This is a genomic window from Methanosalsum natronophilum (genome assembly GCF_024808815.1).
In the GTDB taxonomy this organism is placed as follows: Archaea; Halobacteriota; Methanosarcinia; order Methanosarcinales; family Methanosarcinaceae; genus Methanosalsum; species Methanosalsum natronophilum.
Genome location: NZ_JANUCS010000003.1, coordinates 108,736 through 132,331, shown reverse-complemented (window position 1 = coordinate 132,331; position 23,596 = coordinate 108,736). Strand labels below are relative to the sequence as shown.

The 23,596-nt window shown below is 32.7% G+C and carries 28 protein-coding genes and 1 tRNA gene; 15 read left to right on the top strand and 14 right to left on the bottom strand.

Annotation, left to right across the window (positions count from 1 at the left end; translation table 11 throughout):
* Positions 1-18: 18 nt before the first annotated feature.
* From tpiA to J2T59_RS03045, 4 genes are all read right to left on the bottom strand, one after another.
* Positions 19-690: a triose-phosphate isomerase gene (gene tpiA / locus J2T59_RS03060; RefSeq protein WP_259133811.1), complete on the bottom strand. Its 672-nt coding sequence runs from the start codon at positions 688-690 to the stop codon at positions 19-21.
* Between the two features lie 47 nt (positions 691-737).
* On the bottom strand, positions 738-1,916 hold the full coding sequence (locus J2T59_RS03055) for a bifunctional 5,6,7,8-tetrahydromethanopterin hydro-lyase/3-hexulose-6-phosphate synthase (RefSeq protein WP_259133810.1): 1,179 nt from the start codon (positions 1,914-1,916) through the stop codon (positions 738-740).
* 110 nt (positions 1,917-2,026) lie between these two features.
* Positions 2,027-2,638, bottom strand: coding sequence for an endonuclease III domain-containing protein (locus J2T59_RS03050; protein WP_259133808.1), 612 nt, complete (start codon positions 2,636-2,638; stop codon positions 2,027-2,029).
* A gap of 11 nt (positions 2,639-2,649) precedes the next feature.
* Positions 2,650-3,807 (bottom strand): NAD(P)/FAD-dependent oxidoreductase, encoded by a 1,158-nt coding sequence (locus tag J2T59_RS03045; protein ID WP_259133806.1) that lies wholly within the window; start codon positions 3,805-3,807, stop codon positions 2,650-2,652.
* A gap of 439 nt (positions 3,808-4,246) precedes the next feature.
* On the opposite strand from J2T59_RS03045, the gene mdh reads away from it, so the two are divergent.
* From mdh to J2T59_RS03030, 3 genes are all read left to right on the top strand, one after another.
* Positions 4,247-5,173: a malate dehydrogenase gene (mdh, locus tag J2T59_RS03040; RefSeq protein ID WP_259133804.1), complete on the top strand. Its 927-nt coding sequence runs from the start codon at positions 4,247-4,249 to the stop codon at positions 5,171-5,173.
* Between the two features lie 159 nt (positions 5,174-5,332).
* A complete protein-coding gene (locus J2T59_RS03035; RefSeq protein WP_259133803.1) occupies positions 5,333-5,605 on the top strand; it encodes a PRC-barrel domain-containing protein in 273 nt (90 codons plus the stop codon).
* 18 nt (positions 5,606-5,623) lie between these two features.
* Positions 5,624-6,367, top strand: coding sequence for a tRNA(His) guanylyltransferase Thg1 family protein (locus tag J2T59_RS03030; RefSeq protein ID WP_259133802.1), 744 nt, complete (start codon positions 5,624-5,626; stop codon positions 6,365-6,367).
* 46 nt (positions 6,368-6,413) lie between these two features.
* Here J2T59_RS03030 and J2T59_RS03025 read toward each other — a convergent pair whose 3' ends face one another.
* Positions 6,414-8,042, bottom strand: coding sequence for a cation:proton antiporter (locus tag J2T59_RS03025; protein WP_259133801.1), 1,629 nt, complete (start codon positions 8,040-8,042; stop codon positions 6,414-6,416).
* Between the two features lie 308 nt (positions 8,043-8,350).
* On the opposite strand from J2T59_RS03025, the gene J2T59_RS03020 reads away from it, so the two are divergent.
* Together J2T59_RS03020 and J2T59_RS03015 are read left to right on the top strand one after the other, a co-directional pair.
* Positions 8,351-9,304 carry a tyrosine--tRNA ligase gene (locus J2T59_RS03020; RefSeq protein WP_259133800.1) on the top strand — a complete coding sequence of 318 codons (954 nt, stop codon included), beginning with the start codon at positions 8,351-8,353 and terminating at the stop codon, positions 9,302-9,304.
* A 96-nt stretch (positions 9,305-9,400) separates the two neighbouring features.
* A complete protein-coding gene (locus J2T59_RS03015) occupies positions 9,401-10,540 on the top strand; it encodes a hypothetical protein (protein WP_259133799.1) in 1,140 nt (379 codons plus the stop codon).
* A gap of 122 nt (positions 10,541-10,662) precedes the next feature.
* Here the strand turns inward: J2T59_RS03015 and pscS are convergent, their stop codons facing one another.
* From pscS to cofD, 7 genes are all read right to left on the bottom strand, one after another.
* A complete protein-coding gene (pscS, locus tag J2T59_RS03010) occupies positions 10,663-11,817 on the bottom strand; it encodes an O-phospho-L-seryl-tRNA:Cys-tRNA synthase (RefSeq protein WP_259133798.1) in 1,155 nt (384 codons plus the stop codon).
* 64 nt (positions 11,818-11,881) lie between these two features.
* A complete protein-coding gene (locus J2T59_RS03005; RefSeq protein WP_259133796.1) occupies positions 11,882-12,157 on the bottom strand; it encodes a DNA-directed RNA polymerase subunit L in 276 nt (91 codons plus the stop codon).
* 116 nt (positions 12,158-12,273) lie between these two features.
* Complete coding sequence (locus tag J2T59_RS03000; RefSeq protein ID WP_259133794.1) at positions 12,274-12,933, bottom strand: exosome complex RNA-binding protein Csl4; 660 nt, start codon at positions 12,931-12,933, stop codon at positions 12,274-12,276.
* A gap of 230 nt (positions 12,934-13,163) precedes the next feature.
* Positions 13,164-13,757, bottom strand: coding sequence for an METTL5 family protein (locus J2T59_RS02995; protein ID WP_259133792.1), 594 nt, complete (start codon positions 13,755-13,757; stop codon positions 13,164-13,166).
* Between the two features lie 7 nt (positions 13,758-13,764).
* A complete protein-coding gene (gene dph2, locus J2T59_RS02990) occupies positions 13,765-14,760 on the bottom strand; it encodes a diphthamide biosynthesis enzyme Dph2 (RefSeq protein ID WP_259133791.1) in 996 nt (331 codons plus the stop codon).
* A complete protein-coding gene (hpt, locus tag J2T59_RS02985) occupies positions 14,741-15,316 on the bottom strand; it encodes a hypoxanthine/guanine phosphoribosyltransferase (protein ID WP_259133790.1) in 576 nt (191 codons plus the stop codon). Before hpt ends, dph2 begins: the two co-directional genes overlap by 20 nt.
* A gap of 30 nt (positions 15,317-15,346) precedes the next feature.
* Positions 15,347-16,267, bottom strand: a complete 921-nt coding sequence (gene cofD / locus J2T59_RS02980) for a 2-phospho-L-lactate transferase (protein ID WP_259133789.1) — start codon at positions 16,265-16,267, stop codon at positions 15,347-15,349.
* A 196-nt stretch (positions 16,268-16,463) separates the two neighbouring features.
* Between cofD and J2T59_RS02975 the strand changes: the two genes are divergently transcribed.
* From J2T59_RS02975 to J2T59_RS02930, 10 genes are all read left to right on the top strand, one after another.
* Complete coding sequence (locus tag J2T59_RS02975) at positions 16,464-17,660, top strand: HD domain-containing protein (RefSeq protein ID WP_259133787.1); 1,197 nt, start codon at positions 16,464-16,466, stop codon at positions 17,658-17,660.
* Positions 17,661-17,672: 12 nt separating this feature from the next.
* Positions 17,673-18,032: a prenylated flavin chaperone LpdD gene (gene lpdD / locus J2T59_RS02970; protein WP_259133785.1), complete on the top strand. Its 360-nt coding sequence runs from the start codon at positions 17,673-17,675 to the stop codon at positions 18,030-18,032.
* The gene (locus J2T59_RS02965) at positions 18,029-18,589 is read left to right on the top strand and encodes a UbiX family flavin prenyltransferase (RefSeq protein ID WP_259133784.1); all 561 of its coding nucleotides are present in this window, start codon (positions 18,029-18,031) and stop codon (positions 18,587-18,589) included. Before lpdD ends, J2T59_RS02965 begins: the two co-directional genes overlap by 4 nt.
* The gene (locus J2T59_RS02960) at positions 18,586-19,356 is read left to right on the top strand and encodes an ABC transporter permease (RefSeq protein WP_259133782.1); all 771 of its coding nucleotides are present in this window, start codon (positions 18,586-18,588) and stop codon (positions 19,354-19,356) included. The genes J2T59_RS02965 and J2T59_RS02960 overlap by 4 nt, the downstream gene beginning before the upstream one ends.
* A 135-nt stretch (positions 19,357-19,491) precedes the next feature.
* Positions 19,492-19,566 (top strand) — tRNA-Pro (locus J2T59_RS02955).
* A 129-nt stretch (positions 19,567-19,695) separates the two neighbouring features.
* Positions 19,696-19,974, top strand: coding sequence for a ubiquitin-like small modifier protein 1 (locus J2T59_RS02950; protein WP_259133781.1), 279 nt, complete (start codon positions 19,696-19,698; stop codon positions 19,972-19,974).
* A gap of 41 nt (positions 19,975-20,015) precedes the next feature.
* Complete coding sequence (locus J2T59_RS02945; protein WP_259133780.1) at positions 20,016-21,209, top strand: molybdopterin molybdotransferase MoeA; 1,194 nt, start codon at positions 20,016-20,018, stop codon at positions 21,207-21,209.
* Positions 21,202-21,600: a CrcB family protein gene (locus J2T59_RS02940; RefSeq protein ID WP_259133778.1), complete on the top strand. Its 399-nt coding sequence runs from the start codon at positions 21,202-21,204 to the stop codon at positions 21,598-21,600. Before J2T59_RS02945 ends, J2T59_RS02940 begins: the two co-directional genes overlap by 8 nt.
* Positions 21,597-21,953: a fluoride efflux transporter CrcB gene (gene crcB / locus J2T59_RS02935; protein ID WP_259133777.1), complete on the top strand. Its 357-nt coding sequence runs from the start codon at positions 21,597-21,599 to the stop codon at positions 21,951-21,953. Before J2T59_RS02940 ends, crcB begins: the two co-directional genes overlap by 4 nt.
* Before the next feature lie 19 nt (positions 21,954-21,972).
* Positions 21,973-22,296, top strand: a complete 324-nt coding sequence (locus J2T59_RS02930; RefSeq protein WP_259133776.1) for a DUF190 domain-containing protein — start codon at positions 21,973-21,975, stop codon at positions 22,294-22,296.
* A 7-nt stretch (positions 22,297-22,303) separates the two neighbouring features.
* Here J2T59_RS02930 and J2T59_RS02925 read toward each other — a convergent pair whose 3' ends face one another.
* Complete coding sequence (locus J2T59_RS02925; RefSeq protein WP_259133774.1) at positions 22,304-22,564, bottom strand: YhbY family RNA-binding protein; 261 nt, start codon at positions 22,562-22,564, stop codon at positions 22,304-22,306.
* Positions 22,565-22,795: 231 nt separating this feature from the next.
* Positions 22,796-23,539: an RAD55 family ATPase gene (locus tag J2T59_RS02920; protein ID WP_259133772.1), complete on the bottom strand. Its 744-nt coding sequence runs from the start codon at positions 23,537-23,539 to the stop codon at positions 22,796-22,798.
* Positions 23,540-23,596: the final 57 nt, after the last annotated feature.

The following is a 23,596-nucleotide window of genomic DNA, read 5'->3' as shown; positions in this document are numbered from 1 at the left end:
TTAAGTTAGATTTATATCTTAAATCAAACTTATTAGGTTTTCCAATGCTTTTTTTGGTTCATTCGATTTTACAATACCTGAAGCTAAAAGTACACCATGTGAACCAAGTTCAAGTGCGGCTTTTAGGTCTTTACCTTGAGAAATTCCCGCACCACATAGTACTTTAACATCTGAGTTGATGTTCTGTACACCAGTTACAGTATCTCGAACAATATCAGGATTTGCTTCTGATACAGGTATCCCGGAGCCAATAAGTTCAGGTGGTTCAACTGCCACATAATCAGGTCCAAAAGATGCGGCTGCTGCGCTTGTAAGTACATTATTAGTGCATATTACACTTGTGAGTTCGGATTTTTTTGCTACAGAAACAGCTGATTCTATGTCAGCTAACTTCAAACGCTTTTCAGAGTGGTTTATCAGAGTGCCTGTAGCACCTGCTGATTTGATACCAGATGAAAATGTATGGCCTGTAAAGCTTCCAGGTCCAACCCCATCTATATGCTGAGAATAAATAGATATATCTTCAATTTGAGAAGAAATTCTATATATATCGCATGTTTGTGGAGCTACAGCAATATTAATACCCGACTCTTCCCCAACGTCTCTACAAGCTTTAGCAATATTTACTGAATTTTCTCCAGTTCCTTCTTCATATGTCTTGAAATTGACAATTATAATCGGTGATTTCATCCTGAACTACCTCCAAAAAATTGAGTCTTTTTTTAGTTAGACTGAGCTTAAAAGTCAGTCATAACTCTAAATTGATCAATTTCAGGTTTGTTAAGATTCTCTATAAAGGTTTCAGCAACTTGTCTTACATCTTTGGCGTTAGTTATTGCTCTGCCAACAACTAGAATATCTGCTCCTGCTTTTAAAGCATCTGGTATTGTGTGAACCCTAATACCACCGGCAACTGCGACAAGTATTTTTGGTGATAATTGTTTAATTTCTTCGATGCTACCCCAAGCATGTTCTGTGTCCTCTACATCGATTGCTCTGTGAAGTTCAACTACATCAGGCAATTTATCCAGCTTTTTTAAGATTGAAACTGGATCAGGATGATTTAATGTATCCATTACAGCGTAAATACCCGTTTTATGAGCTTCATCAATAGCTTTATTTAGAGTTGGTATTGGTGCTAAAGCGGAAACAACAATTGCATCTGCTGTAGAATCTGCAACCATTCGTGCTTCCAGATTACCCGTATCTAATGTTTTCAAATCTGCGACGATAAATGCATCTGGTTTAACTTCACGAATTCGGGAAACTACGTCAACCCCATATCTTTTGATCAAAGGAGTACCTGCCTCCAAGATAACGTGATCACTTTTTGGAATTTGCTGTATTACGTTCAATATAGCGTCAATGTTAGGATTATCAAGAGCAACTTGTAGATATGGCGGATCCCATAATCTTGATACTTTGAAGCCCATTATTGCATGTGAAGCGCGGTCTTTTTCATGAAGTACAGTATCAACATCTGGGAATCCATCAAAGGCACGTTTAACTGCAAGTTTGGTCGCTCCATAATTATAACGATAAATTCGATTATAGTCAGATGCGGATGGGTCAATGAAAACACTTACAACTAGAACAAGGTCCTCGGCGTCCTCTTTTTTAATAACACCTTCTTCAACGCTGTCAGATACTGCTTTTGCTACAGCTGCTTGAGCTGGTCCAAATACCTGAGAAGCTTGATCCATGTTCTTTACTGTCACTTTTGGTACAATGAGAGTTGCAGGTTTTGCAAGCAGGTTGGGCCTGACTACTGAAAGAAGAGGTGTATGTCCAGCTGATAATTGTGTCATTCCGTTTGCAAATGCTTGTCCTACTGGCCCATTTTTATCGCCGGCAAGAAGATCAATATGTGCCAGTTCAGGGCCTTCGCCGATTAGTGCTTCTCCTATCAATAACATTATATTACATCCTTAATGATTATTAGTATCTTAATATTTACAATATTTAAATTAAAGTCTCTGTTTCATTAAATATAATCATCTTATATTAGGTTTTATATTGAAATTTTTCAGTATACCTTTGGACAGGTCGATTCGATCATGCAAATATCACATTTTGGGTTCATGGGTCTACACACATTCTGTCCAAGTTGCACAAACAGTTCATTTATGTCTTTCCAATATTTTTTAGGTATGGTAGCTTTTAATAACGACTCAGTTTCTTCAGGTGTTTCTGATTCCACCAACCCCAGTCTATTTGAGATTCTATGAACATGAGTATCAACAGCAATTGTATCTACTCCAAAAGAATAAATCAAAACACAATTTGCAGTTTTACTACCAACACCCGGAAGTTTTAGCAATTCGTCTAAAGTATCTGGTACTTCGCCATCATAATCATTTTCTATTATTTTAGCTATTTGTTTGATTCTTTGAGCCTTAACTCTATAAAAGCCTACGTCTTTTATTAGTAGCTCGATCTCTTCTAAGCTAGCATTCGATAGTGATCTAGCTGAGCTAAACCTTGACATTAGTTTTAACGATGATTTGTATGTAATCTCATCACGGGTTCTTTGTGATAATACTGTGGAGATTAATACATAAAAAGGTTCATCCTTATAATAAAAACTGTTTTTTGGATATGCTTTCTTCAATGGAAGAATGATTTGTTTAAAATTCATTTAATTTGATTCTAGTTCGCTTTATTTATTAATTGTTTTGCTTTATAGTAAGGAATCCTAGGAATAAGCCATTTTATGTACGATGAATAACTATATTCATTTGTTGCCAATAAAACAAATTTTTCTAATAAAGGTGGGTTCTGGACTAACATTAAAGCAAATGTTTTCGGGCTTTGATAAAACAATTTTGATAATATTAAGGAATATTTTAAGTTTTTACCGAAACTCTTGTTACAGTTTGTATGGTATTTTACAAGTTGTTTACAGGTAACATCGTTTTCATTGATTGCATCTTTAGCTGTTTCTGCAGCTATTTTTCCTGAAATTATTGCATACGCAATACCTTCACCTAAAAATGCATCGACAAAACCAGCTGCATCACCTGTTAATAATATTTTATCATTGTATGTTTTCCTTTTATAGCCGCCAACTGGAATTGAGTGTCCTCTAGGTTTAACATATTCTAATCCTAACTTGGAACTAAATCTTTTATAAAATGTTAACGGATTCTCAGCTGAGTTCCCAATCTCCCCAATTCCTATACAGAAAAAATCTTTTTTTGGAAATATCCAACCATATCCTTTATCAACATCACCAAAATGAAATTCTACAACATCAGTTCGTCTATCTTTTATAGGAAATGATTTTGTGGGAACATGAGCCTCTATTGAAAAGGCTTTTTCTTGGACGGATAAGCTTTCACGCACATATTTAGAACAAACTCCGTTTACGCCATCCGCACCGATTATTATTTTAGCATGATATATTTTATTCAATGTGTGCACTTCAACATATTCCTTATTGAATACTAATTCTTTTACAGCAGTATCGTCAATGAAAGTAGCCCCTTGTTCAACTGCTTGCTCAACTAAATACATATCAAATTTATCACGGTGTACAGTAATAGCTGCCCTGTTACCATCTTTTATTGATTCTAAAGAATATGAACCATAAACTACTCTAGCTCCCACTATCTCTTTTTCAATCAAATGTTCTGGTATGGGTATACCTAAATTTCGTATAGCATATTCACTGACAGCGCCAGCGCATGTTTTGTGTCTTGGAAACTTCTTTTTATCTAGAATTAGTGTTTTAAGTCCAAATCTTGAAGCATATCTGGCAGCTGTTGATCCTGCTGGACCGCCCCCAACGACTATGATATCATACATGAAAATCTACAACATTAAAATTTAATAATTCTCATGGATTGATTATTTCTTATTAAAGCATTTCTTTTTAAGTTTCAATGTAACAGTTATCTGATAATAACTATAATTAATAGATTGATCTGAATTAGTATACAAATATTCCTGGCTTGGCTCATTTTTAGATAGATCAAGGGAATATTGCATTCAACCAGAATTTAAATGATAGAGTCTATTAAGATCCCAATCTTATCTTATTTGTAACTTAAAATATATATTAAATCCAGTTAATATCGATAAATCTAATAATAGTATTGATATAATATCCTTAAATAGTGTCCACTATCACTAGTTCATAAATAAAAAATAAATTTTAATTCCAGTTTAAGTGCAGATGTAGCTATATAATTGCATAATTTGCAAACGGTTATTACACAATTACGTATAAAAGAGGAACAATCACATGAAAAAAATATCAGTTATAGGTGCAGGGAATGTAGGTGCTACTGTTGTACAAAGAATTGCAGAGCTCGAAATTGGTGAGATCGTAATGGTAGATATTGTGGAAGGAATTCCGCAAGGTAAATCCTTAGATCTCCTACAATCTGCACCGTTGATGAGATATGATACTAAGATTCTTGGGACTAATGAGTATAGTAATATCAGTGAATCTGACATTGTTGTCATAACTGCAGGTGTACCGCGTAAACCAGGTATGGATAGAAAAGATCTGTTAAGAATAAATTCAGGTATTATAAAAGATGTATGTAATAACATCAACAAATATGCACCTGATGCGATTGTGATCGTAGTTACAAATCCACTTGACCCAATGACATATCTTGCTTCAGAGATCTTAAAAGCTGACAAAAATCGAGTTTTTGGAATGGGTGGTATGTTAGATTCTACACGGTTCGCAACATTTGTGGCTATGGAACTTGAGTGTTCGGTGAAAGATATTAACGCAATGGTAATTGGAAGTCATGATAATTTAATGCTACCAGTACCTCAATATACTACTGTTTCAGGTATACCCATCACAGAATTGATTGAAAAGGAAACCCTTGACTCAATTGTCGATAGAACTATAAATGGAGGAGCAGAAATCGTCAGTCATTTCAAAACGGGAAGTGCTTTTTATGCTCCTGGAGCATCAATAGCTCATATGGTAGCATCTGTGGCTAAAGATTCAAAACGAATTATGCCTACTACGGTAAATCTCAATGGTGAATATGGTTATGAGAACATATATTTAGGTGTACCAGCAAAAATTGGTAAGGATGGTGTTGAAAAGGTCTTTGAGTTAAATCTTACAGATGAGCAAATGAATCAATTAAGTAAATCTGTTGTGAGCATTCAAGATAGCATAGAGTTAATTGATATACAATAATATTGAAAGGTATATAACAGAGTTTAAAATGACATTTAGTGAAGATATAATAATATACCCAAAATGATATAAATATTTAAATCATCTAGTTTAACTATACCTAGAATTATTCGATAAAATATAGCCAATAGCAATTTATAAAGATTTACAGGGGATTTGATGCTAACAGAAATGACCTCATTGTTTGGATTGAACGTATACACTAACTCAGGTACTTATGTAGGTAAAGTAAGTGATTTAGTTCTTGATATTAATGAAAGAAAAGTAAGAGGGCTTGCAATTTCAGAAATAAACAAAGATTTATTTGATATTAATGAAAAAGGAGTTATAATTCCATATAGATGGGTAATTACTGCCGCTGATATAGTTCTTATAAGAGACATATTTGCAAACTTTAAGAAAAAGACTAATACAGAAGAAAAAGAAGTATAAATTGGTTAGCATTAATAAATGAAAGAAAATGAAATATATGCAGATATCAGATCTTTACCTCCTGTTATAATTCGTATCGATGGGAGAAATTTTAAGAAAACATTAGAAAAGCTTGATTTTGAAAAACCATACGATTTTAGACTTACTAAAGGTTTTGCTGATTCAATAGAGAGCTTTTTCAAGAAAAGTGGGTTGAACCCCATATTATCTTATACTTTTTCAGATGAAGTTAGTTTCTTATTTTTGAATTTAGAATTTGACGGTAGGATTGAGAAATTAGATTCTATCGTTCCAAGTTATTTTAGTAGTTCATTATCAATTGAACTGGGTTTGAGTGAGCCTATATCTTTTGATTCTAGAGTTATACCAGTAGAAAAAGATAAAATTGTTGACTATTTTATATGGCGACAAAGGGAAGCATGGAGGAATTATATCAATTCCTATGGACACTATACTCTTATAAAAAAGGGCATGAGCCCAAAGGATGCATTTAATTTGTTAAAAAATAAGGATTCTTCTTATATTCATGAATTAATGTTTGAAGACGGTATTAATTTAGCAAAACTACCTTCATGGCAAAGAAAAGGAATTGTTGTATATAAACATAGGTATCTTGTAGAAGGGTATAACCCAAAAGATAATATCAAATCCATAACACAGCGTCAAAAAATAGTTCAGAAATGGGACATTCCGGAGTTCAGTTCACCACAAGGCCATGATTTTCTGGTATGTAACATATTCCAAACTAGTGACAATAAATAAGCAGCTTCTATGTCAGGGCTAATTTAGATATACTTTCTATTCGTTATTATGTCAGCTTATCAGCTGCATTGGAAGCTGCATCCACAAATGGCATGAAGACCAAGTCGGCTCCTTCCATATAAAAGAAGCTTGCATCAGATTCATTGTGTGCAGTAACTGCAATTTTTCCTTTATATCCATGCTCCCTAAGTGCACGCATTAGTGTTAGATTTGTATGACGCTGGGGTACAGCACTAACAACCCATCCTGTACGACTAAGTGGAAGAGTGTTCAGATATTCCATATCCTCGGCATCGCCATAATATACATCATAGTTCAATTCCTGGAGTTTATCTGTCACTTTTGGATCAAAGTCTATAGCTAATACTTTCCTACCTCGAACCTTTAAGTTCTTCCCAATGTTACTTCCAAATCGACCCATACCAAATATGATTATATCCACGTTTGCTAGTTCATCAAAGTTACTATGACCTCTGGAAGGCTTCTTACGCTCAAAAATGCTGAGGTAGGGTGCTAATCTATCATATAGTTGATGCGAATAAATTATCATGTAAGTAGATGTACCTATTGTTATTAGTCCTACAAGTGTAATCATTCCTACAGTATCAGTACCTATATGTCCAAGGCTATAACCTAATGCAGCTAAAATTAAAGAGAATTCACTTATTTGAGCTACAGTCAAGCCTGCCAAGAATCCAGTTCTTTTTCTGTAACCCATGATTCCCATGATTGTTAAAACAATTATTGGATTTCCGATTAGTACAAATAGAGACAATATTATAGCGGGTGTTACTTGATCTCCCAATATACCCATATCTAGCTGTGAACCTAGGTGAAGGAAGAAAAACAGAAGTAAAAAGTCCCTTAAACTAACCAGTCTGGATCCTATTGCTTCCCTAAATTGAGTTGAAGCAAGTGAAACTCCACCAAGGAAAGCTCCAACTTCTTTACTGAACCCGAGATAATCACCAATTGAAGCCAAGGATAATGCCCAAGCTACCGCAAAAAGTACCATGAGCTCTTGTGATTTAGCTAAGTGTCTAAGTAGAGTTGGTAATACAAAAAACATCATGAACGCTATTGCTGCAAGAAATGCAATTCCACTCAAGAACAAGAAAATAATTTCTGCTGTTACGTCACTTTCTGCTGCAGTTCCCGCACCCAATGCGGATAAACCGATCATTACCAAGACAACTACAATATCCTGAACAATAAGAAAACCTATCGCAATTCTTCCATGAAGTTCATCAACTTCTTTCTTATCAGATAGTAATTTTACAATAATAATAGTACTAGAAAACGTCAGAGCTACAGCAACATATAGTGCAGGAATTGTATCAAGACCCAGTCCTAGTGCAATAAAAAACCCAAATACTGATGTGAAAATTACTTGACCAAGACCTGTTGCAACAGCAATAGGGCCTAACGTGCGTATGAGATGAAGGTCAAGCTTGAGCCCTACTACAAAAAGCAAAAGTGCAATACCCATTTCTGCAAGGAGTTCTACTTCTTCAGTGGCTTCAATCCAACCTAAGTAACTAGGTCCAACTAATATTCCAATAATAATAAATGCAACAATTAAAGGTTGCTTAAGTCGCAACATTATGGCGCCAAAAACAGTAGCTAAAAGGATTAAAATTGATATTTCGTAAAAGACGTTTTCAAAAAAGAACATTGCTTTACTCCTTCATTACTACAAAACTTGTGCCAATTAAATACATTTATTTTTTATTATATAGTATGTTTGATTTTTTTACTTTCTTATAGACCATTTACTATTTTAGTTTTTTCACAGAAAATCATATTTAAAATAAACCATTAAGGGGATAAAGTACGCTACATTTATTAAGAATTAAGGTTAACAAGAGTCACTATCATTTTATATCAAAATGCTTTTATTTTGAATATATCTGTAACATAATAATTATTTTAAATCTTTCTTTGAGGTATGCATTCATTTTACAATAATACAGTGGTGAACAAATGGACAAGATCGAGTTAATTAAGAGAAATGTTCAAGAAATAGTTACTGAGGAGCAACTTATAGCACTTTTAAATCAAAAAGAAAATCCTAGTGCTTATGTTGGCTATGAACCCAGTGGTAAGATTCATATGGGTCATGTTCTTACAGTAAACAAGTTAATAGATTTGCAAAATGCTGGTTTTGAGATAATTGTTTTATTAGCAGATGTACATGCATTTTTAAATAAAAAAGGAACAATGGCAGAAGTACGTGAAATAGCTGATTACAATAAAGAGTGTTTTATCGCACTAGGACTTGATGCTAATAAAACAAAATTTGTTTACGGTTCTGATTTCCAATTAGATTCTGAATATATGCTTAATGTGCTAAGACTTACAAGTACAACTTCTCTAAAGAGAGCTAAAAGAAGTATGGATGAAGTTGGAAGACAAATGGATGACCCTAAAGTCTCTCAGATGGTCTATCCTATTATGCAAGCAATTGATATTGCAATGTTAAACGTAGATTTAGCTGTTGGTGGAATTGATCAAAGAAAAATACATATGTTAGCTCGAGAGGGTTTACCAAACCTCGGGTTTAAATCACCTATTTGCGTTCATACACCAATACTCCTAGGATTAGATGGATCTAAAATGGCGTCTTCAAAAGACAATTATATTTCAGTTGATGATACTGAGGAAGACATAGTTAGGAAAATGAAAAAGGCTTTTTGTCCTGTGGGACAGGTAGATGATAATCCAGTCTTGAGTTTATTCAAGTATCATATATTCCCTCGATACGATGAAATAATATTCAATCGGCCTGAGAAATATGGTGGCAATATTGAATGCAAGAGTTATAATGAATTAGAAGGGTTGTTCCAATCTGAAGAATTACATCCAATGGATCTCAAAAATGGTGCTGTTAAGTACATGAACTTATTGTTAAATCCAGTAAGAGATTTGTTGAAATGAAAATTAATAGATATATATCTATTTTTTTATTTATACAAAAAGCTTTTATCTATAAATTACGTATTTCTTATAAACTTTTAAAAGCGTGGGGATTAAATGTTATTCACATATCAAGATTCTACCAAATTGCCTGTCCAACGTGATTTTATTCATGATATTCAGGAATTTGTAAATGTTTGTAAAGCAGTAATACCTTTAGAAAACTCTAAGATAAAGCTTGATGAAGATGCAGAGAAAGCTGTTAAAGAACATAACATGAAATTGAATGAGATAAGTGAATTAGAACAATATCTCATTAATTATGTAGAGCATTTAGATAATGTTAATGAATTTAATGAAATTAGCTCCATAAAAAATAATATTATCAGTGCATCAAAAAAGATTGTATCAGAAGAAGTAGAACAAATTCAGCAGCATATAAATAAAATACAGGATGAAACTAATAACGAAATTAATGCAATTGATTCTAAGATATTAAATATTCTTACACCATTTTTTTCAGACTATATCTATTATCCTGAAAAGACTTATAGTGCTTATATTGATAACAGTGTGTTAGTTGGAGAATTAACTGCCAGTATTAAAAACATCAGTTATAAACTAAAACTCAGATTCATACATGAAATTCTAAAAGTAAATGAGCTGCATGATAAAATAGCATTGCCTACCTGGAAGGCCACTGGAATAATTCATAAAGAAAATAAAGTTAAGTTATTTGATGTATCAAATTTCATCTTATATTCCGCAAACATTGATGGAAATAGTGTCGATGCTCTATTTAAAGATAATAATGATGAAAACCAATTTAGAATCACGGTTTATGATGACAGCTACACAGTTTATTTTAATGACACAAACATAACCTCGGACAAAGAACTGTATGCAGCTCTTGACATTAGTAATTTAAAGCTGCTAGTCAAGGAGCTGAAAACATACATGCAAACTTACATAAAGTCAAGTAAACTAACGTCTCTTAATGTAAATCAGGAAGATGCAATTTCTAGTAACAAAATATATGACTGTCTCTTAGTAATTGCAGGCATCTATGCCGAAATTATAAAAGAATGCTTAAGTAGAGCATACACTAAAAATGAAATTGCTATTAAGATACAGCAATCTGATGATACAAGAACTGAAAAATATATTACAAAAGATGAACTCAAAAAACAGCTTCTAGATATTGGGGAAAAAGGACTTGAACTCACTAAAGTATTACATGTAAACGATACAGATTAACAGTTCATTTTTATTTTCATTTTTAGCAGAACATTGAAAGTACAAAATGTATAAAAATATGAAACTATGCTACCTTTCAACTTTTACCTTATTTACAAAAAATAAAAGGTAGTATTAATAAATTAAGTATGTTTTTCAATGATTTCTTTAAATGAATCTGCTACATAAGAGAGTTTTTCTTTATCAAGTCCATATGTACTTAATTTAAAGTTTTTAGTAAGACCTGGTTTTACACCATGTATACTTCTTGATTTGAGTTCTTTGTACAAAAAGTATCGCCCACCTTTTGCTTTTTGTGAAATATCATATAAAATCGGTGCCTCAAAGAAAAGAAGGTCATGATTATGAGGGTTATCACCCACTTGTTTTAAGCCAATATCCTCGAGTTTTAATGAAAACCAGCGTGCATTATTAACCTCCTGACCCCAGTTATTCACACGTTCTACAACAGTAGGAAATGATGCCATCATGGTCATTATAGTAGTACCTCTTGCAGTACAGCCTAACATTTCTACTTCTTTGTTCTTATTTGTAGGAGATTTCCTGAAAATTATGTCCGAATATTGATCAGATGTTCCTAATAATCCAATTGGGCCTGAGGATGCCATTGATTTATGTCCACTTGCAACAATGAAATCCGCTCCTATTTCTTTAGCATTTACAGGCATTCTACCCACAGAATATGCACAATTAAGAATAAGTGGAACGTCATATTCTTGGCATTTTTTAGCAATACTCTCAGCATCTTGAAGGTTACCATAATTTCCATCAGGATATGTCAATAAAGCCAATGTTGGTGGTTTTTTAGTATCAGAAATAATATTCTCAATTGACTTGGCATAATCTTCGGGGTCAATCTTATATTTTGGATACCCTGAAGATGGAACTTTAACAATATTAAAATTAGCCCTTTGTGCAGCAACAATTGTTGAATAGTGAGCTAATTCATCAATGAGTATAGTTGCATTTTCAGTTCTAAAAGAATTCATTATAGCAAACTTTGCTTCTCTGGCACCTGTAGTAACTCTTACTTCATCGATTCCTAAAAATGATGGAAGAGCTTTATGCACAAAATCTTTAATTGGTGGTTTTTTAATGAGGTCAACAGTACTTGTACAGAAATCACAAACTGAATAACCATCCGCCCACTCATGAATTGCTTCCCTCGCTTCCGGTGTGAGAATACCAGCCGTCTGTAGCGGGTCTATATTAACAAAATCCGATGTTTCTCTCTTAATATGTTTGAATTTCTGTAACGTATTATTAGTTAGTTCCATTGTTGCTACCTCATTAAAAAATAATATATAGTTCTTTATTAAAAGAACTAGGAATAATCAAACATTAGTTAACTGTTTTACTAAAAGCATCCAGGAACTCGTCACATTCTTGTGACATATTAGATAACGCATCCCTAATAACTTCAATTGGATCATAACCCTCTGTTTTCATATACAGGACCGGATCACTTATACTCACATGTTTTATATCATATGTAGCAATATTGACTCTGTCATCTTCTAACAAAATGAATTTTAACATGTTCAGGAATGTGTGATCTTCACCTTTTATCTCAAGGCTGAGTTCATCATTTGTTTTATCAATTATTTTTAATTCCATTATCATTACCTCAATTAAAGTATCTATAAAAATCGTAGAATTAAGTTTCAGAGCATTATCTCAAAATATCATCTTAACTTCTAATTATCATTATTTTGTTCAACAGGTTACCTTTATTAAATTACACCTGTCCCATAATCTTTAGACATTTTCCTATTTTCGATCCTTGAGCATGATGGACATTGTAATTTATCTTCTTCTAGTGATAATATTTCATGACATCTAGCACATCTTGATGTCATAACTCCAAGACTATCACCCGAGGTGGTCAATCTCATATTATTTATATCAATTATTTTTGCTTTCACAACATCGCCCAATGAAAATTCTCTTGATAAATCTTGGACATAAGAGTCTCTAATATCCGAAATACGTATTACAAAATTTGAGTCGTTTAAAATTTCTCTTTCATCCAGACCTTTAACAGCTGATATTGAAACCATGGCAATTGAATCGCGAACATTGACTATTTCTCCTATCACAATATCGCCACTCTTCAGTTTGTATGGAGTGTTTGTGAGAGGTTGTATTGAAATTGTCCTTTTATCTTTATCTACAATTACTTTTCCAGTGATGCTAGAATATATATCTCCAGAGTAAGTATAAGTTCCTTCTCTAGGTTCAAGTTCTTCAACAATTCCTAAAAGTTCACCTGGCATCACTATTTTATCCTTATTACTCGGATAGGATTCTTCCTGTTTCTTGGATGTACTTTTTTTACCTTTTCTTTTTGTTGAACTTTCTTTAGCTACTTTTTGATCTTTTTTATTTGACAATATATTCTCATCTTTATTTTTGGAAGAATGTAGACGACGCCTTGATGATTTCTTTTTACTTCTTATCCTAATATGTATCCCTCATGTTGATTTTTCCGGAAAGTTATATGAATATAATATTCTAAACATATATTTATAACAATAGCTGTGTATACATAGATTTTCATAAAAAATGTAATTTACCCTTAAAGTTTTGCTCAATATAAATAAATGTATCTAAGATTTGATCGTTATATTTTCACAATTCTAAATATTTCAGCTTGAATATATTCCAAATCTTTTGTATGAAAATTGAATGTTCGTTTAATAGGAAAAGAAATTGTATAGTAGTCTGTTATCTTCGCAGGATATATAAATTGACTTATAAAATCATAACTCCCATAGTTATGTATTGAATAGATTACAGTTGCTAAATCTATTGCTTTTTCTAGAAAAGGTCTATCTGCCCCTTTTTTTTGTGCTCCGAATGGTGGGTTCATTATAACTGTATCACAATTTCCTTGAATGTTTTTTATACTTTCCAATTTAAATTCAATATCAACTGACCTTTTATTAGCATTCACTCTAGCTTCTTTTAACGCCATTTCATCCAAGTCAAATCCAATAACTTCTTTAGCACCGAGGAGTTTCGCACCTATTGATAATATCCCAGTACCACACCCAAGATCGTATATTACACTGTCCTTGATATCACCTCTCATATAAGCAAAATGTAACATACTAGATGCAACTATAGCTGGGGTTGAGTATTGCTCTAAATTATGATTAGGACTTTTAAATCTTTCAACTTTTTCAAGGGTAATTTCAAGTTTTTTCTTTTTCATGAAAAAATCAGTCGCCTCTTATTTCATCAAGCGCAAGGTCATCCCAGTTGCGTTCACCTAAAAGTATCTCAAATTCAATTGGTGTTAGTATAGGAGATTGGTAGTTACCAACATCATCAATAGCAATTCTAGGACAAGCCGTATTGATAAATGCATCAACTTTAAAATTTAACAGTTGTTCAGGAGTGATCAAATCCATATAAATTATATATGCATTTTTATTATGATTCTTTGCTAGTTTTTTTAACTTCGTAGCTAATTTATCCCTTTTTTGACCTCCCTTTTTAGAAACTATTATACCAAAATCAATTGCATCATGGCATTTAGCTATTACAATGTACCTTTGTTTCATTGTTTTAAAGGGGTCTACTATACGAATCTCGTCCATAAAAGGATCTGCTATAATAACCCTTTTCCCTTTTGATAAATATACACCTATTGGATGAAAATTTCCACTCCCTACGTATAAATATTCATCACATTGACTGGAATCAGTCACTGAAAAGTTACAACCAAGGACCTGGCCAGGATATTTTATTCTAGAGTCACCAGTACCTAATATAACTTCAAACCCATGAGATTCTAATATCTTTACAGCAGATTGAATTTTACCAGTATGTTGCACTGTAGTTATAATTCCTATTTTTTTCCCTTTAAGCTCAGGTATGGCCTTTTTTACAACATTAGTTAAATCGATATTCGATTGACATTCAATGAAATAAACAGTACTGTTATCCTCTATATTCATTGTAGAATGCCCAAAATGAAACATTATGTCAACAGTTGAAAGTAAATAATAGTCTATGTCACAAGCTCCAAAGCAAGGATCACCTGAAATAATAACGTCTTTGCCAGTATGATCTTCAATTAGTGACGCTATATTAAAGCTCTGTCTTTTTAATCCTTCAGGAAATTGCAATCCTATTTTATCTGGATTTTGTTTATTAATGATTTTAAATATATATTCAAGATCAAACTCAAGATTATTGCTTGTTTTCACCATATATTCTCTCTACAACAACTTTGTTATCAATCACATCTACACGGGATAATGAAATTATCTCCAAACCTTCTTTTGCGAGTTCTTTAGCACCATTTCCTCTTTCAATCACAACAACTATATCTGAAATTTGTGCACCAATTTGACCAAGTGCTTTAACAAGCGATCTCAGTGTACCACCCGTACTCAGTACATCATCGACTATTAGAACTTTAGTATCTGCAGATATGCCATTAATGTATAATTTTCCTTTAGAATAGCCAGTACTCTGCGATATTTCGATTTCACCTGGTAACTCATATTTCCTTTTACGTACAATTGAAACTGGAACTCCGGTTTTCAACGATAAAGATGTTGCAATAGGAATACCCATAGCTTCAATAGTTATTATACAATCGACATCCATATCGACCTTCTCAATGATATTATCAGATATCTCATTCAGTAAGGAAGGTTCTAGTAGAGGAACTCCGTCTGAAATTGGATGAATGAAATAAGTATAATTACCTCGGTTAACTGTGGGTGCATTTATAAGAGAATTATATAATTTATCATTCATTTAAAATCTCCATTAAAAACAATTATCCACTCAACTTAAGTTATCAAATATATTAATAATTGATCGAGCAAGATTTTTGCTTGCATTTAAAGATGTCATTAGAGTATCTTCACGGTATACCTTATAGTCTCCTTTAAATGATGACAATGGGCAGTCATCCCTAACATCAACAATAAATCCATCTATTAGTTCTTTGTACTCACTGGCTACGCCTGATGAAGATATTTCAATGTTTTTTGCTTTCATTAAGTTAACCGCTGGTCCACTGAAAGCTTTTTTAGAGATTATTGGACTTACTGCAAGAACTGTTTTTTCTTCTAGGATGTCACGCATCTCTTTTAATGCAAGAATCGGGCCTATACTCGTCACTGGATTGCTTGGGCCAATCAGTACCCTATCATCATTATGTAAGGCTTTTAACGCCATTGGTGATATTTTTGCTTCATTAATACCTTCAATCCAAACATCAGATACCTCTGGAAGTCCTTTCTCTTTTATCCAGAAATCTTGATAGTGAAGTGTACCTTTATCTGTATTTACATAGGTCGATATAGGGTCATCTGACATTGGATATACCTCTGTAGATATATCAAACAAAATACGAAGTGAATTAATTGATTCTGAAAGAGATTTTCCTTCACTTAAAAGGCTTGTTCTGATAATATGAGTGCTTCGATCCATATCACCAATCATCATATCTTCTTCATACCCAAGTTCTTGAAGTTGATGATAAGTTTTAAATGTATCATTTTTGATCCCCCACCATTTTGATGTGTCAAGTTTATTTGACAATAAATATAGAATCGTATCTACATCAGGGCATACTAGATTACTGCTTACCCATTTATCTTCAGCAGTATTAACAATTACTTTAATTTCATCACTCATTTCTGTGTTAGAGAAGCCTTGTATTAATTTTGGTGTTCCTGTTCCACCTGATAAAACAATCATAATATACCTTCAATACAGCCTAAATTAAAATTATTATATATTTTGAATTAGCATATTTTTTACTGCATTTAAATGTTGTTCATCTTTTTTTACGAGTAGATGAAATTAAGAGTCTAGTGTTCAAATAAAAGGTTTAAAGTTATAACAGAGAAAAAACATACTTTAGTACAATATATCATTACATAAGAGATTTAATATGAAAGTTATTAGAGACCCTGTACATGGATACATAGAAATGGATTCTATGAGTCTTAAGATATGTGACACAAAAAAAATGCAACGCCTCAGAAGAATACGGCAGTTAGGTACATCGAACCTGGTATATCCAGGTGCGAATCATACACGTTTTGAACATTCTTTAGGTACAATGCATTTAGCAACAATGTTAACCAACCAATTGGAAAGCATGAGTTCAGATGAAAAGACTGAACTAAAAGCTGCTTCACTGTTACATGATATTGGACATGGTCCCCTTTCACATGTAAGCGAGGGCATCATTAAATATTATACTCGTAAAAAACATGATGATGTTAAAGAGATAATTAATAAAGGACAAATAAGAGAAGTATTGCATGAGTTTGGATTGAATCCTTCTACATTAGCTAAACATATTAAAGGTGAAACTTCTATTGGACAGATTTTATGTAGCGAAATTGATGTAGACCGGATGGACTACCTTATCAGAGATGCACATTATACAGGTGTAACCTTTGGACTAGTAGACCATATTCGATTAATACATGAAATGGATTTTTATGAGCAGAAACTAGTTGTGACTATCGGAGGCCTTAAAGCAGCTGAATCTTTACTGGTATCCAGATTTTTAATGCACCCATCTGTCTACTTCCACCATGTTTCGAGAATTGCTGAGACTATGTGTTCGAAAGCTATCAGATATTTGATTAATAAAGGATCCATTGATGTATTTAGGTTAAGAGAAATGGATGATGCACAGCTTTTCCAAGCTATGAAAAATGATGATGGGTATGCTTCTGATATAGCTCAAAGATTAGATGAAAGAAGATTGTATAAGAGAGCACTTTATGTTGGTTTTGATGAAGTTAGTGATTCGGTATTAAAAATGAAGAACAATGTAGATAGAATTGAGAATGAGATTGCTGAAATTGTTGGAATTGATTCGGAAAACATACTTGTGGATATTCCAAAATTACCTGAAATTACTGAACTAAAAGCAATGGTGAAAAAGGATAATAATCTCTTAAGAATTGATGAGGCTTCCCATATAGTCTCTATTTTAGAAAAAGCTCATCTTGATAATTGGAAGATGGGAGTTTACACACCTGAGGAATATCGAGAACCTGTTAATAATGTTGCAAGAGACTTTTTTGATGTGAAAAAGAACACTAAACAATTTAGATTAACTGAATTATAAAAAGAGGTAAATATGCAACGTATAACCAAAAATTTGGGCCGCATCGAATTATTTTTGGACTGGATTAATGTAGGAAATGATTATTTGATCTTATTAAGGGGTGGAGAAGAACATATTGGCTCATCTTGTATGGCCTATTTTGACTCATTTAGGAACTTAGCTATCACTTCAGTAATGTCAGTACCCGAACATAAAGAGGAAGAAATAGCTAATAATTGTGCTAAAAAAATATGCGAATCTACTAAAAAAACTACTGTTTTTGTAGCTGGAATACATCTAGACAACATAACCAAAAAGGAAATTCAGGATATTGTTGATGCCTCATATTATTTAGTAGATAAATTGATTTCAATTTTGGAGGAAAATAATTGAGAAATATTGTAGTTGGAATAAGTGGTGCTTCAGGTGTTAATTATGGAATTCGGATATTAGAAACTCTTAAGGATAAAGAATTTGACATCCATTTAATAATAACCAATTCTGCAGAAAAAATAATAGAAATTGAAAGTGAATACGATCTAGATTATATAAAAAGTCTCGCCACTTACACTTATAATGAAAAAGATTTCATGGCACCAATTGCAAGCGGATCTTTCAATAACATAGGAATGGTTATAGCCCCTTGTAGTATGAAAACACTTGCATCAATATCAAATGGAGTTACAGATAATTTACTTACAAGGGCTGCTGATGTTTGTTTAAAAGAAAAAAACAAGTTAGTTCTTGTTACCAGAGAAACCCCATTAAATCGTGTTCATTTAAAAAACATGTTGGAAGCTAATGATGCAGGTGCTTGTATTCTTCCAGCATGTCCCGGATTCTACTCTAAACCCAGCAGTATTGATGATTTATTCAATATTATTGCAGGAAGAGCCCTCGATATTATGGGAATAAACACTGATATTTACCGGCGTTGGAGAGATGAATGAGAGTAGATGAAATAAGAAATGCTAGCCACACCGTGTATACACTTTGGCTTAGAGAAATGCTTAGATTTAAAAGATCTAAGTCAAGAATAATTGGATCTATTGCTACACCCCTTTTTTTCTTAGTTTTCTTAGGTTCTGCTTTAGATACAGCCATTGATATCAATGGAGTTAGCTATATTGACTACATGGCACCAGGTATTATCGCAATGTCAATTTTATTTTCATCACTCACTGGCGGAATTTCAATAATATGGGATAGAGAATTTGGATATTTAAAAGAAATACTCATTGCCCCAGTTAGCCGATTCTATACTGCGCTTGGAAAAGCAGTTGGTGGAGTTACTACTGCTATGATTCAAGGAGTGATATTAATGGTCATAGCAGGATTAATTGGTGTTAATTATATATCAGCACTTGGACAGATTATTAGCATTTTAATAATGCTACTTATAGGACTAGGATTTATTGGTCTAGGAATCTCAATCGCTTCCAAGATAGAGTCGATTGAAGGATTTCAATTGGTTATGACGTTCTTAACATTTCCACTCTTAATGGCTAGTTCAGCATTTTATCCGATTACAGATCTTCCTACATGGATAAGGATAATCGTTTTGTTAAATCCACTTACATATGGTATTGAGTCTTTAAGATGGGCTTTGATTGCTGATCCACAAATATCTCCGTTTGTTAGTATTACAGTTATAGCCTTATTTGCTATATCTATGGTCATGCTTGGAGGTTGGTCTTTTAATAAGGTCAATACATAATAAAAAATATATTAGTCTACATTAAATCAAAATTGAATATCCCAAATTGTTTCGCAAACTATATGTATTATAATGTAATCTAAGGGGAATGCTAAAAATTTGCACTAGCCAAGACTAGCCAAATTAAGACATAAAGGGATAGTAGGGTAGCCTGGACGATCCTCGAGCGTTTGGGACGCTTGGACTGCGGTTCAAATCCGCGCTATCCCATTACTTTTTTTCATCTTATTTGTATGCTTATAGTAAGATGTATGAAATTAAGAATACATTAAAATAATTTATCGTTTAATAAAAACATCGATGCACTAAATGTATATTTTTTATGGGACGGAAGTTTAAATGGCACATATCAAATTAAAATTATTTGCTAATATAAGAGAACTCGTTGGACAATCAAAGTTAGAATATGAAGCAAAGAACTTAATTGAATTACTCCATAAATTTATTGATGAGTATCCGGATGCAAACAGTATAGTTTTTGAGGACAGTGGCAACGACTTACAAGGTTACATCAATATTTTTATCAACGGTACTAATATCATGCATTTGGATGGTATTAATTCATCACTGTCTGATGGTGACGAGGTTGCAATATTACCACCTGTATCCGGAGGGTAATCTAAATACTTACTGTCCAATAAAAAATGAGTTGTGTTTTGATGAAGAGCAGAGTTTTCAAAGAAAGGACTAGCTTAAAAACAGCTAAAGATTTATTTCTTAATTCAATAATACCATTAAATAAAACTAATATATTAAGAGTCGAGGAGTGTCAAGGTCGAATTACTTCCAAGGACATTATTTCAGACATGAATGTCCCTCATTATAATAGAGCTGCAATGGATGGATATGCTGTAAAAGCCGAAAATATTACATCTGCATCTATTTCTAGCCCTATTATGTTGACCTTAAGTGACAAAATATCTAACTCCACATGTGTTCGTGTTCATACGGGTTCAAAAATACCAGATGGTGCTGACGCTGTAGTTATGGTGGAAGATACTGAACAGAAAGGAAGTTTAGTAGAATTTTTTACAAAGGTCCATCCTGGTAAAAATGTAGGCCATATAGGAGAAGATATTAGAATTGGTGATATAATCGTCAATGCTAACCACCTATTAAGAGGATGTGACCTAGCAACTATTGCATCTTGTGGGATTGAAGAAATTGAAGTATACGAAAAACCAAATGTTGCAATCATCCCTACAGGCAACGAATTAGTTAAAAGGTCAAAACAAAGTCCTCCTCCAGGAAAAATAAGTGAAACTAACAGTTTAATGGTTGGAGCCTATGTAGAAAAATGGGGTGGACATCCATTATATTCTGATATTATCGTGGATGATCCTTTACTGATCGAAAAAGAAATCAAAAAGAACATCGATGCCGATTTGATAGTTGTTTGTGGAGGTACTTCTGTTGGAGAAAGGGATTATGTCCCAACAGTTCTTGATAAGATTGGAACTTTATTAGTACACGGTATTGGAATCAGTCCAGGTAAACCTACAGCATTAGGCTCTTTTAATGATATACCAGTTATTTGTTTGCCTGGTTATCCAGCAGCCGGTTTAATAACTCTTTTTGAATTTGCTGCTCCCGCCATAAAAAAACTAAGTCATATAAAAGAACCTAATTCCTTTTACAAACAAGAAGCTACACTTCAACATAAAATTACATCTAAAATAGGGTATGTTACATATACAAGAGTTAAGTTAGATGGGAATAAAGCTATACCTTTAATGACTTCTGGTGCTGGCATAATGAGTACAGTTACTCAGGCAGACGGTTTTGTCAAAATCGGAGAAAATATTGAAGGTATTAATGAAGGAGATACTGTTGAAGTTTTTTTAATTGAATGATTTGATGTTTCATCATACAGATATCAAAAATATTGCTTATGTAGGTTTTGGGGGAGTTTTAGGAGCTTTGCTAAGATATGGTTTTTTTGAGCTAACATATGGTTTGGTTAGTATCTTTATAATAAATATTATAGGAAGTTTCTTACTTGGGATTTTAATGTACAGTACAGAATTTGGCTATGTTAATCCTTATTTCAGAGTGTTTGTAGGAATTGGTTTTCTCGGTTCGTTGACAACTTTTTCCCATTTTGCTTTCCAGAGCTATATTGTTTTTACACATTCACTTGCCATTTTTACGATATATATAGTATTGAATATATTATTTGCAATTCTCTCCATACACTTTGCAAAAACTGTTTTTCTCCTAATATCTAAGGGAGGTAGTGTATGATCTCTCCTATTTTATTAGTAGGAATAGGCGGTTTTATAGGTGCTGTGTTGAGATACATTCTTACAGGAATGTTAATACACAAGTCATTTTTTCCAATTGGTACATTGTTTGTCAATTTCATAGGTAGCTTTTTTTTAGCTTTAACTACATTTTCTATAGATAGTGATTTTGTATTACATTTTATAAACATAGGTTTGTTAGGGTCCTTTACAACTTATTCTACTTTTTCATATGAAAGTTTTAAGTTGCTTGAAAATGGACAGGTTAGATATTTTTGGATCAATGTAATAACTAATTTATTACTCTGCATAGGCGGAGTGTTTTTAGGATACATGATAGCTAATTTACTTTAAACTCAATAGATGTGAAAATATGAATTATGTTACAGTTAAAATATATATAAGTGAAAATGATACATACAACGGAAAAAGTACATCAAGTTTTATAGTCCAGTTATTACGTGAAAAGGGCATACTTGGTGCAACAGTAATAAGAGGCATAACCGGATATGGGCCACATACAAGTTTTCATAGCACCAAGCTATTAAGAATTAGTTCTGATTTACCTCTAATTATTGAAGTTGTAGATACTGAAGATAAAATCAGGCCAGTACTAAAAGATATTAAAGAAATTGTACCTAATAAATTAGTAACTGTCCAAAGCACAAGTGTTGTTTCAAATGATTTTTCTTTTTAAATTGAAATTAGCGATAAATAGTAACTGAGTAACCCCTAATCTCAATCAAAGTACTACTTGTCTTCTCTGTTATTTCATTTGAAATCGTTTCAATATCTTTATCTTCGAGAGCAGTTTTTAATACTTTTACTTTAACTAATCTATCTTTTTTGATTGTTTTTTTTAGTTCTTCTATAACTTGTTCATCCAAACCTTTTTTCCCAATATTTAAACTTGGTTTTAGCTGGTTTGATTTTGATTTGAGCTCATAAAGTTTTTTCTTATCCATGAACGTATCATGCTTCTTTAATACTATTTATTTGTTTTCAAAATCGAAGTTTTTGCTGAATAAAAATTCAACGAATTGTAGAAATACATAATCGATATTGCCTAAAATATGAGCATTTATAGAACAAAATTAGATAAGATAAAAAATAGAATACTTGCTCGAATGTATCAAGAAAAATATAGTTGGTTATTAAAATAGGATTTTATAGTATATTAACACGAGGCAGGCCTATTAACTTTTATCAACCTTTTTTAACGAAATTTTTGAGCCAACAAATTCAAACTCATACCAAGGTGTGGGTTTTGAAGTGATTCCAACAACTCTGATATAATTCTGGCCTTCATCATCTGTTTTTATTTCTATCATTCCATCAAACAGTTGTTTTAAAGTAGCTATAGTCCTAGCATCGTGCATCTCATCTTCTACTACATATAATCCAAAAGAATTAGATGACTTCACTCTTCCTGTAAACACATGGAGAAATCTGAAAACTGTTTGTATATTCGAATACATTAAAATTGTTGAAAGAGAATTTATACACAACCGTGTTTGTTGTATATTTTGTTTATTCATAAACTCATCAAAAAAATGACTTATTTTCACACCAATCCCAGTTAGATCTACAGGGCTGGCAACTCTTTTAATATTATACGTATCTGGTGCACCTAGACCCAATGTCTTTGTGACACAATCTACAATACCTACCGGAGAGTTTTCTATTGATAAATCATTCTCTTCAAACCATTCAATTATCTTTTCACCCGGATCACCAGTACTAACTATAATTCCAGAATTGTTCTCTTGTAAGCCTGTGTAGAGAATTGAGTTGATTACTTCGTTCTTACCACTCATAGGTGGACCTATAATCATAAGATTGGTTCCACTTTTTATCTCCCCAATCAATTCATCAAGTTCATTTATACCAAGAGAATAACTAGTCATGTGTACCGTTCCATTCTTATTATGTAAAGCCATGATATAATTAATTTTTTATACCTGTTCAATAGAAAATTAGGTTAAATTTAACATTCG